A 10,000-nucleotide genomic window follows, 5' to 3' on the forward strand; every position below is an offset into this window, starting at 1 on the left:
AATTTTTTGCCATAGGACCAATGGTTATAACCAATAGGCATGCCAACGCTGGAATAGGCATCCATCATTTGTTCGGCCGTAATGACCTCAATCTGATTGGGGTAGGTATCCAGCTTATAGAGCTTGGCAACACGTTCAATTTCCGCCTGATACAGCCCCAGTAATTCAAAGGTCCAATCCGGGCCATCGGATAGTGGTTGTTTTTGTTCTACAGAAGACATAAGCAACTCCCTGAAGTCAGCAGTTAAGCAGCCTGTTTTTTGAAGAGTTCGCGAAATACAGGATAAATGTCTGCTACTTGCCGTATCGGCTGAATGGCAAAGTTATCGAAACTTTGTTGTAATTTTTCGTACTCCAGCCACAAGCTTTGATGGGGCCTTGGGGTAATTTCGATGTAGGCGTAATAACGCACAAAAGGCAATATCTGCTGCGCAAGTAAATCAGCACATTGAGGACTGTCATCGGCCCAGTTATCACCATCTGAGGCTTGAGCGGCGTAAATATTCCACTGTGCCGGGTCGTACCTGTCCTTGACAATATCGGCCATCATTTTCAGTGCGCTGGACACTATGGTGCCACCTGTTTCCTGTGAATAAAAAAACTCTTGCTCATCCACCTCCTTGGCTTGCGTATGGTGACGTATATACACTACTTCGACATTTTTATAGCTGCGGCTTAAAAACATATAGAGCAAAATATAAAAACGCTTGGCCATATCTTTTGTCGGCTGATCCATAGATCCAGACACATCCATCAGACAAAACATTACGGCTTTACTGGTAGGTTCTGGTCGTTTTTGGAAATTGCGAAAACGCAAATCGAAGCTGTCAATAAAAGGCACAGCAGCTATTCTTTTTTCAAGCAGCGCTATTTGTTCGCGCAGTGCCATCAGTTGATGCTGATCCGGCACAGGCTGCGCTTCGATTAAGGCTAACTTTGCCTGAAGCTCTCGCAGCTCCCGCTTTTTACCTGCAGTCATCGCAACTCGGCGAGCTAAAGAGCCTTGTAGAGACCGCACTATATCTATATTGGTCGGCACACCTTCAGAGCGAAAACCTGCCCGCACATTTTTGTATTGCACCAGTTTATCCAACTGGTTTTTTTTCAAATTAGGAAGTTCTAAATCTTCAAATAATAAATCCAGGTATTCATCTTTAGAAATCGAAAATACAAATTCGTCTTCGCCTTCACCATCTGCACTGGCGTCGCCCTGACCTGAACCACTGCCTTGTCCGCCTTGGGGTCTTTTGATTTTATCGCCGGGGCTGAATTGATCATTGCCAGGATGCACCCTTTCTCTGTGGCCACCCTGACCCTGATGGAAAAAAGGCTCGGTAATGTCTTTGCCGGGAATGGAGACTTTTTCACCGTTATTGATATCGGTGACACTGCGTTTACTGATGGCATCGGACACGGCTTGTTTAATTTGCTGCTTGTAGCGGCGGATAAAGCGCTGTCGATTGACAGCACTTTTGTTTTTGCCATTTAAGCGTCGGTCAATAAAATGCGCCATACAACCTCCAAGGCTCTGACCTTACTGTGATTTGCGAACCCGTAAATACCACTCGCTCAGTAAGCGTACTTGTTTACGGGTGTAGCCTTTTTCCATCATACGATCGACAAAATCATCATGTTTTTTCTGATCGTCTGTGGAGGTTTTGGCATTAAAAGAAATCACAGGCAACAGCTCTTCTGTGCTGGAGAACATCTTTTTCTCTATCACAGTGCGAAGTTTTTCATAGCTGGTCCAGGTTGGGTTTTTGCCATTGTTTTTGGCTTTAGCCCGCAGTACAAAGTTAACGATCTCATTGCGGAAATCTTTTGGATTGCTGATCCCTGCTGGTTTTTCAATTTTCTCCAGCTCAGCGTTCAGTGCTGCTCTGTCAAACAACTGACCAGTTTCAGGGTCACGGTATTCCTGGTCCTGGATCCAAAAATCAGCATAAATCACGTAGCGATCAAAAATGTTCTGGCCATATTCAGAGTAGGACTCTAGATACGCGGTTTGAATTTCTTTGCCAATAAACTCGATGTATTTCGGAATTAAATAGCCTTTTAAATGCTCCAGATAACGCTCTGCCACATCGGACGGGAATTGCTCCCGCTCTATTTGCTGCTCCAGCACGTAAAACAAATGCACAGGGTTAGCAGCCACTTCGGTGGAGTCAAAGTTGAACACCCTGGATAAGATTTTAAAGGCAAAGCGGGTGGATAAACCCGACATGCCTTCATCCACACCAGCATAATCACGGTACTCCTGATAAGACTTGGCTTTAGGGTCTGTGTCTTTTAAGCTTTCGCCGTCATAAACCCGCATTTTGGAGTACAAACTGGAGTTCTCTGGCGCTTTTAGACGCGACAATACAGCAAACTGTGCCAGCGAAGTTAAAGTTGCAGGAGAGCAGGGGGCTACTTTTAATTCACTGTGCTCCAACAGTTTTTCATAAATTTTGACTTCTTCAGACACCCGCAGGCAATAAGGCACTTTGACAATATACACCCTGTCTAAAAAGGCCTCGTTATTTTTGTTGTTACGAAAGGTTTGCCATTCCGACTCGTTGCTGTGTGCCAGAATAATGCCTTCAAAGGGCAGGGCGGCTAAACCTTCAGTACCGTTGTAATTCCCCTCTTGCGTGGCAGTCAACAGCGGATGCAGCACCTTGATTGGCGCTTTGAACATCTCAACAAACTCCATCAGGCCCTGATTGGCACGGCATAAAGCGCCTGAATAGCTGTAGGCATCCGGATCGTTTTGGGCAAAGTGCTCCAACTGACGGATATCCACTTTACCTACTAAAGACGCGATGTCCTGATTGTTTTCATCACCAGGCTCAGTTTTAGCGATACAGATTTGATCCAGAATCGAAGGGTATTTTTTCACCACTTTAAACTGGCTGATATCGCCGTTGAATTCATGCAGGCGTTTACTCGCCCATGGCGACATAATGGTTTTTAGGTAACGTTTGGGAATGCCGTATTCCTGCTCCAGAATATTGCCATCTTCATTGACGTCAAACAAACACAAAGGGCTATCGTAGACGGGTGAACCTTTGATGTAGTACACGGGCACCTGTTGCATCAGAGATTTTAGCTTTTCGGCTAAAGAGGACTTACCGCCGCCTACAGGACCTAGCAGATATAGAATTTGTTTGCGCTCTTCCAGGCCTTGGGCCGAGTGTTTCAGGTAGGAGACAATTTGCTCTATCGCATCCTCCATGCCATAAAACTCGGCAAAAGCCGGATAGCGTCCTATCACTCTATTGGAAAACAACCGACTGAGTTTAGGGTCTTGTGCTGTGTCAATGAGTTCAGGCTGACCTATGGCCATCAATAACCGCTCTGCTGCGCTTGCATAGCAACTTTTGTCTTTTTTACAGAGCTCCAGATACTCCTGGATGCTGTATTCCTCTTCTTTGGCTGCTTCGTATCTAGATTTGTAGTGCTCAAAAATGCCCATAGTGCACCTCCGAAACTGGTCTGTGGGAACTGAATGCAAATAAAGCCACTGTTGTAAGGTTAGACAGTAAAAAAGCGCTTCGCTCAACTAATTCACAGAAAAATATGAATTTTTTTTGTAGCGAGGACTGAACAGAACAGTAGAGAGTTATCTGGATATTGGATGTTTTTTAATTCGGAACAAACAAAAAGCCCGGCGAACCGGGCTTAAAGATTTACAGCAACAGCAAATTAAGCAGCGAAGTTTTTCGCAGCAAATTCCCAGTTGATTAACGCCCAGAACGCATTTAAGTAAGTTGGACGTGCATTGCGGAAATCGATGTAGTACGCGTGTTCCCACAGATCCACTGTCATCAGTGCAGTGACTGAGCTATCAGTCAGTGGTGTGCCAGCGTTGCTGGTGTTGACGATATCTAAAGAACCGTCTGCTTTTTTCACTAGCCAGGTCCAGCTTGAACCGAAGTTGTTGACTGCTTTGTCATTAAAAGCAGTTTGAAATGCAGCAAAAGATCCCCACTGCGCAGTAATTGCATCGCCTAAAGCGCCAGTTGGTTCACCGCCACCATTTGGTGATAAACAGTTCCAGTAAAAAGTGTGATTCCAAATCTGAGCTGCGTTGTTAAATACCGGACCTTGAGAAGTACGGATGATGTCTTCTAAAGACTTACCAGCAAATTCAGTACCTTCGACCAGTGAATTTAATTTCACCACATAGGCGTTATGGTGTTTGCCATGGTGATAATCCAGAGTTTCAGGGGAGATATGAGGTAATAATGCGTCTTTTGCGAAAGGTAATGCTGGTAATTCGAAAGCCATTGTCGTTCTCCGTAGGCGTTGTTTATGGGGTCTGCATCGCGTAGACTACAAAACCCGACTAAATTACTCAAGTTTTAGTCGTAAATTTCGCAGCCAGAACTTATTGCAATGCAGTAGTCTGCTCCCCATATTCTTGGGGCACATTGTAAAATCTCAAGTGCGAAATGAACGAACAGAGCGTAAAATGAGACAAATTTTTAAACCCAGTAGTGCCAGAGGCTGAAGATGGAAACCATTGAGAAAATTAAACAACAGTTGGCTGATAACCCAATCATTATCTATATGAAAGGTTCGCCAAAATTACCGAGTTGCGGTTTTTCAGCTCAGGCTTCTCAAGCCCTGATTGCGTGTGGCCAACCTTTTGCGTTTGTCGACATTCTGCAAAACCCGGATATCCGTGCTGAATTACCAAAATTTGCTAACTGGCCAACTTTCCCACAGTTATGGGTTGAAGGTGAGTTGATTGGCGGTTGTGACATTATTCTGGAAATGTTCCAGCGCGGTGAATTGCAGCCGTTGATCAATGAAACTGCTGCTAAGTATAACAGTGAGAGCGTAGAGTAATTTACTCTTTGATACCAAAAGGCAGCACAAGCTGCCTTTTGTTTTTTTAATGCGGAGCAGATCAGTCAGGATCAGACTCTGTACTTTCTTCCTGTTCGCTATCATCCAATAGCATTGGTGGTGGCCAACCGCCCAATTGATGCCAACGGTTAACTATGTAGCAGAATAACTCTGCGGTGCGCTCTGTGTCATATAAAGCGCTGTGTGCTTCTTTGTTGTCAAAATCAATACCTGCTTGTTTGCAGGCTTTTGCCAAGACCGTCTGACCTAAAGCCAGAGCTGACAAAGTCGTGGTATCAAAAGACACAAAAGCGTGAAAAGGCGAACGTTTTAATTTAATTCTATCAATAGCGGCATTTAAAAAACTTTGATCAAAAGCAGCATTATGCGCCACCACAACAGCGCGCTGACAGTCGGCATCCTTCTGCGCTTTACGTACAGCACGGCAGATTTCTGTAAGGGCTTCCCGTTCTGAAACCGCGCCACGAAGCGGGTTGTAGGGGTCTATACCATTAAAAGCCAGTGAACTTGCTTCCATGTTGGCACCCTCAAAAGGTTCAATATGAAAATGCAAAGTCTGGCTTGGAACAAGCATGCCTTTTTCGTCTATAGTCAACAAAGTAGCAGCGATTTCTAACAATGCATCTGTTTTTGCATTAAAGCCTGCGGTTTCTACGTCGATAACAACAGGGAAGTAGCCACGAAAACGTTGTGCTAACGGATGTAAAGCTTGAGTCATAAGACCTGTGTCCTGATAAGATTGGCAGGTATTATGCCAAATAAATTGCAAAGCGTCTTGTTTGAGTACCTTGTTTGTCCTGGTTGAAGTTGAAAAACAACGGGTGTTGAGATGAAAAAAGGGAAACCTATACGATATCAGCTTTGTCTGATGCTGGTGATGCTGACTGCACAAGCGCATGCCGGATTGCGGCAGTATTCTGCCACTATAGATAAATCCAGCTGGTCTTTACTGCAAAATTCGCCTTTGTTGTGCGAATTGAGTCATCCTATCCCTCATTTTGGTGAAGCCTATTTTCGCAGTGTGGCTGGCAAGGAATTGAACATGCAGTTTGAACTGAACATGCTGCGTTTGCCTGACCATTATGCGCTGGCAGAAGTGCTCTCTGTGCCGCCGGTCTGGCGTCCCGGAGAACAGGCCAAAGCTATAAGTAGTATGAAAATGCTAAAACAATTTGATGGTGATTTAGGCAAAGCCGAAAGCTGGATTATGCTGACAGAGCTGGAACAAGGCTACAGCCCGACCTTTTATTTTTCTGATTGGTACAGTCCATACGACAAAGTCAGCGTCTCTCTGAATCCGGTTCATTTTATCGAAGCTATGGACCAGTTTACTCAATGCGTCAGCGCTTTATTACCTTATACCTTTGATGATATTGCCTTTACGGTGTTGACCTATGAATCGGGTGGCGATGAATTGACCAAAGCCTCTAAAAAACGCCTTGAGCAAATAGCCTCCTATTTAAAGCATGATCAGAGTATCGAGAGTATAGATATTCAGGCGTATAGTGATTCTTTTGGCGGACGCTGGATGAACGAGCAGTTATCGATCAAACGTGCGGAAGCGATAAAGGCTAAGCTTGTGAGTTTTGGGCTGGAAGAAAACCGTATCCGCACCGAAGGCTTGGGTGAGAAACGTCATGTCGCTTCAAATGAGAGTTCGTTAGGCCGGGCCAAAAACCGTCGTGTTGTGATTCAAATGGAAAAGCCCTGAGATTAGGGCTTTTGCAGTAAAGGTTCGACGGCTTGTTTTGGTAACTTGTCGTAGTATCTGTCAAATTGCTTTAGCACGGCGAGAATTTTATCACCGGTAAAAGGTTTGACGATAAAAGAGGCTGCCCCTGAATCAATACTGGTTTTGACATTTTCTAATGTGCTGACACCACTGACCATCACTACAAAACAATCAGGCTTTTGTTCTTTAAAACGTTTCAGCAATTCAAGGCCTGAACCATCCGGCAATTCAATATCCAAAAATACCATTTCTGGTAGTTGTTGACTGAAAGTTTGCAAGGCGGATGAAGCGTTGTGAGCCTGAAAATAGCTAAAAGCTTTGTATTTCAACTTTTCTCTGGAAAACAACATGGTCAGGTTATTACGCAATAACTGTCTGTTATAATCCAAATCGTCCACCAACAATATTTTCTGCTCCCGCACTTTTATTTTAGTTTGCATGCCTTACACTGCTCCAGAAAATAGTTGGCGCGCTGTTTTTTTTGTTCTGCCGGGATACTTTGCCATTCACTTTGCAACTGATGAGCCAGCTCACTCACTATGGCTAAGTCAAAGCTGGCAGCACTGCCTTTAAGTTGATGGACAATGGTCATAAAATCAATCCAATTTTGCTGCTCTGCCAGCATATCCAGTTGATGGAATAGCTGTTGAGCATGTGCTTGATAGGCGTTCCTGAGTTCAGCGGGTAGTTCTAATTTAACAGCGGGAATAGCTTTGAACTGAGCCAGTTGTTGTTGGACGTCCGGCCATTGCAGAGGTTTTTTTAGTACCAGACTAAAACCGGGCTCTGTAACATCTTCTGCCGACATTGCAATAACAGGCCTGTCGTAACCTAAAGTACGCAGCATCCGCACTGCTTCAATACCATCGAGCACCGGCATCTGAATGTCCATTAAAATCAAATCATACTGGTAACTTAAAGCTTGTTGCACTGCTACATCACCGTTCTGCGCACAGAAGACCTGATAACCAAAGGTTTCTGCCTGTAACTGAAACAGCTGAGCAAGCAAAGCGTCATCTTCAGCAAAAAGAAGGTTCAATAGACTTAATCCTTTTGGTTGTGGCGAAGATAACGTTGTAGATCAATGCAATCAAGCTGTTGTGTCGTTAAAGGTAAAGGCTCATTTGTGATGAGACAAGCTAAAACTTCAGCCAGCAAAGGTGCCCAGGTTAAACCTCGAGCCCCGAGAGCACCAAAACGCCAAAGCTGTTTTTGCTGACCAAGTACGGGCATATGATCAGGTACAGTCGCGCGTAAACCTGCTTTGGCAGACATCACTTCTACGTCTTCAAACCACTCGGGTTGCCCCAAGGTTTGATTGACCAAATCGAGGTTCTGTTGGTTGTCAGCATCGAGCACTTCGCTGTGTCCATTGGTGCGATCAAAGGTGGCGCCTACACAATGCAGTTGCTGGTATGCAGGAGTGATGTAACCCTGATGACAAACTACGGTTTTCAGTGGCGTCATTCTCTGGCTTTGCAAATGACTGACCTGACCGCGAATTTGCCGCAGGGGGAAAGACTCCTGATAGGCCAGACTATTTAATTGTGCTCCTGTTGCCAGCACTACTGTTGTCGCCTGAAGGTTTCCTGCACTGGTTTCTAACTGACAATAGTCTTGATGCTCAGAAATGCGCTGCACCTGGGTATGGTAGCTAATCTCGACGCCATGGCTGCTCAGCCAATTCGCTAGCTGCTGGCAATAGTCCTGGGGGCATAACCAACCTGCAGTTGGAAAAAACAATCCGGGATAAGGCACTGAGACGCCCGCAATATACGAAGCCTGCTCTTGAGTGACAGCATCAAAGAGCCCACTTAAAGCAAAAGATTGCTGCTGAATTTTATGCTGACGCTTAGCCAGATTCTCATTACAGGCCAGTGTCAATACTCCACACCAGTCTGCTGCGACTGCCAGTTTTTCCAGCCACTGTGCATAAAACTGTCTGGCATATAAAAAGCTCTGGCAACTTAAAGAGGACATCAGATCGTAAGTCGCGTGCAGGTTAGGGTACACAGCGCCCTGGCGGTTGTGAGAGGCGCCCATACCCGCATGTGCATCGGCACATAGTAACTGAACTTTTAACCCTTTTTGCCATAATGCAAATGCAGCGTTAAGACCAGCGACGCCAGCCCCTATCACTGTGATTGGGTTCGGCTGATTTGCGGTCAATACGGCAGCTTGCTCTGCGCTTGCAATCAACATTTCACGTTTTTGACCATGACCTTTGGTTTTTCTGGCGGAAAACCCAGCTTCATTTAAGCCACGACGAACAAAACCAGCACAGGTAAAGGTAGAAGCCGTTGTGCCGCTGTGACTGAGCCTGAACATCTGGTTAAACAAATTTTGCTGCCACATATCCGGATTTTTACTGGGGGCAAAACCGTCCAAAAACCAGGCATCGACTTTATTGTGCTCCGGCACTTGTGGCAGTAACTCGTTGACATCGCCCAACCACAAATCCAGCACCACTGTACCCTGATCAAAGCTAAGCCTATGCGGACCTGGTAACGCTACAGGGTAGCTTTCTACCAGTAAAGCCGAGAGTTCAGCCAGTTGGGGCCAGGCCGCTAAGGCTTTGGTCAAGTCGGTTTTACTGAAAGGATATTTTTCAAAACTACTAAAATAAAGTCGCTGGCAAGTCGTCGCATTGGTTTTGTATTGTCGGAAGCGCAGCCAGGTTAATAGGAAGTTTAAGCCTGTACCAAAGCCTGTTTCTGCAATATGGAAAAATGCGCGTGGATGGGTAAACCAGCGTTCAGGTAGCTGATTTTTATGTAAAAACACATAATCGGTTTCATCCAGGCCGCCATTGTCGGAAAAATAAATATCACCAAACAGGTCGGAAACCGGTGTGCCAGCGTCATTGTAGTGAACTTGAGCCTGTTGCAACGAAGAAGAACCCTATCGAAAAAGAATGCAGTATTGTAACTTAGCCGCAATACAAATAGATAATAGTGTACAACTGTGCGCTGAAAGCGGACCAGTTTCGAAAAGAAACTCCGTACAATGTGGCGCAATTACTAAAAGACATCCGATTTTTTGTTTGGAGCAAGCATGAAAAGAGCAGTGATCACAGGGTTAGGCATAGTATCCAGCATTGGTAACGATAAACAGCAAGTACTGGAATCGTTAAAAGCAGGACGCTCAGGCATTAAAGCGTCACAGGAATTTGCCGACATGGGCCTGAGATCACAGGTCTGGGGTCAGATTGAAATTGATACCGCCGCCTTAATAGACCGCAAAGCCTTACGTTTTATGGGTGATGCAGCAGCTTATGCTTATATTTCTATGCAACAAGCCATTGAAGATGCAGCTTTAACACCAGAACAAGTATCGAACTTCCGCACTGGTTTAGTGGTGGGTTCTGGTGGCGCCTCGTCTAAAACTCAGATTGAAGCGGCTGACACCTTA

At 45.2% G+C, this 10,000-nt stretch carries 11 protein-coding genes; 3 read left to right on the forward strand and 8 right to left on the reverse strand.

The window, feature by feature from the left end:
- The 4 genes from LDL40_RS01035 to LDL40_RS01050 all read right to left on the reverse strand — a co-directional run.
- On the reverse strand, nt 1-221 hold a 221-nt coding region (locus LDL40_RS01035; RefSeq protein ID WP_300992825.1), incomplete at its 3' end, for a SpoVR family protein.
- A 23-nt stretch (nt 222-244) separates the two neighbouring features.
- Nucleotides 245-1,513: a YeaH/YhbH family protein gene (locus LDL40_RS01040; protein WP_300992827.1), complete on the reverse strand. Its 1,269-nt coding sequence runs from the start codon at nt 1,511-1,513 to the stop codon at nt 245-247.
- A 21-nt stretch (nt 1,514-1,534) separates the two neighbouring features.
- Nucleotides 1,535-3,457, reverse strand: coding sequence for a PrkA family serine protein kinase (locus LDL40_RS01045; RefSeq protein WP_300992830.1), 1,923 nt, complete (start codon nt 3,455-3,457; stop codon nt 1,535-1,537).
- 230 nt (nt 3,458-3,687) lie between these two features.
- Nucleotides 3,688-4,272 (reverse strand): Fe-Mn family superoxide dismutase, encoded by a 585-nt coding sequence (locus LDL40_RS01050; RefSeq protein ID WP_300992832.1) that lies wholly within the window; start codon nt 4,270-4,272, stop codon nt 3,688-3,690.
- 225 nt (nt 4,273-4,497) lie between these two features.
- Here LDL40_RS01050 and LDL40_RS01055 point away from each other — a divergent pair, with 225 nt between their 5' ends.
- The gene (locus tag LDL40_RS01055) at nt 4,498-4,836 is read left to right on the forward strand and encodes a Grx4 family monothiol glutaredoxin (protein WP_300992834.1); all 339 of its coding nucleotides are present in this window, start codon (nt 4,498-4,500) and stop codon (nt 4,834-4,836) included.
- Nucleotides 4,837-4,897: 61 nt separating this feature from the next.
- On the opposite strand, the gene rnt is transcribed toward LDL40_RS01055, so the two are convergent.
- Entirely contained in the window at nt 4,898-5,575 is a 678-nt protein-coding gene (gene rnt, locus LDL40_RS01060; protein ID WP_300992836.1) for a ribonuclease T, read from the reverse strand.
- A 111-nt stretch (nt 5,576-5,686) separates the two neighbouring features.
- On the opposite strand from rnt, the gene LDL40_RS01065 reads away from it, so the two are divergent.
- Nucleotides 5,687-6,568 carry an OmpA family protein gene (locus LDL40_RS01065; protein ID WP_300992838.1) on the forward strand — a complete coding sequence of 294 codons (882 nt, stop codon included), beginning with the start codon at nt 5,687-5,689 and terminating at the stop codon, nt 6,566-6,568.
- Nucleotides 6,569-6,570: 2 nt separating this feature from the next.
- Here the strand turns inward: LDL40_RS01065 and LDL40_RS01070 are convergent, their stop codons facing one another.
- Genes LDL40_RS01070 through mnmC form a run of 3 tightly spaced genes read right to left on the reverse strand, consistent with a single transcriptional unit; the run spans nt 6,571 to nt 9,478 of the window.
- Nucleotides 6,571-7,029: a response regulator gene (locus LDL40_RS01070; protein ID WP_300992840.1), complete on the reverse strand. Its 459-nt coding sequence runs from the start codon at nt 7,027-7,029 to the stop codon at nt 6,571-6,573.
- Nucleotides 7,014-7,628: a response regulator gene (locus tag LDL40_RS01075; protein ID WP_300992844.1), complete on the reverse strand. Its 615-nt coding sequence runs from the start codon at nt 7,626-7,628 to the stop codon at nt 7,014-7,016. The genes LDL40_RS01070 and LDL40_RS01075 overlap by 16 nt, the downstream gene beginning before the upstream one ends.
- 5 nt (nt 7,629-7,633) lie before the next feature.
- On the reverse strand, nt 7,634-9,478 hold the full coding sequence (mnmC, locus tag LDL40_RS01080; protein ID WP_300992846.1) for a bifunctional tRNA (5-methylaminomethyl-2-thiouridine)(34)-methyltransferase MnmD/FAD-dependent 5-carboxymethylaminomethyl-2-thiouridine(34) oxidoreductase MnmC: 1,845 nt from the start codon (nt 9,476-9,478) through the stop codon (nt 7,634-7,636).
- Nucleotides 9,479-9,643: 165 nt separating this feature from the next.
- Between mnmC and LDL40_RS01085 the strand changes: the two genes are divergently transcribed.
- A partial coding sequence (locus LDL40_RS01085) for a beta-ketoacyl synthase N-terminal-like domain-containing protein (RefSeq protein ID WP_300992848.1) occupies nt 9,644-10,000 on the forward strand: 357 nt, incomplete at its 3' end.

The organism is Rheinheimera sp. (assembly GCF_020217005.1).
Taxonomy (GTDB): Bacteria; Pseudomonadota; Gammaproteobacteria; order Enterobacterales; family Alteromonadaceae; genus Pararheinheimera.

What these genes read in the sequence shown, in the direction of transcription:
- LDL40_RS01045 (WP_300992830.1), bottom strand. Translation starts at nt 3,457, where the DNA reads ATGGGCATTTTTGAGCACTACAAATCTAGATACGAAGCAGCCAAAGAA.
- LDL40_RS01070 (WP_300992840.1), bottom strand. Translation starts at nt 7,029, where the DNA reads ATGCAAACTAAAATAAAAGTGCGGGAGCAGAAAATATTGTTGGTGGAC.
- LDL40_RS01040 (WP_300992827.1), bottom strand. Translation starts at nt 1,513, where the DNA reads ATGGCGCATTTTATTGACCGACGCTTAAATGGCAAAAACAAAAGTGCT.
- rnt (WP_300992836.1), bottom strand. Translation starts at nt 5,575, where the DNA reads ATGACTCAAGCTTTACATCCGTTAGCACAACGTTTTCGTGGCTACTTC.
- LDL40_RS01065 (WP_300992838.1), top strand. Translation starts at nt 5,687, where the DNA reads ATGAAAAAAGGGAAACCTATACGATATCAGCTTTGTCTGATGCTGGTG.
- LDL40_RS01050 (WP_300992832.1), bottom strand. Translation starts at nt 4,272, where the DNA reads ATGGCTTTCGAATTACCAGCATTACCTTTCGCAAAAGACGCATTATTA.
- LDL40_RS01055 (WP_300992834.1), top strand. Translation starts at nt 4,498, where the DNA reads ATGGAAACCATTGAGAAAATTAAACAACAGTTGGCTGATAACCCAATC.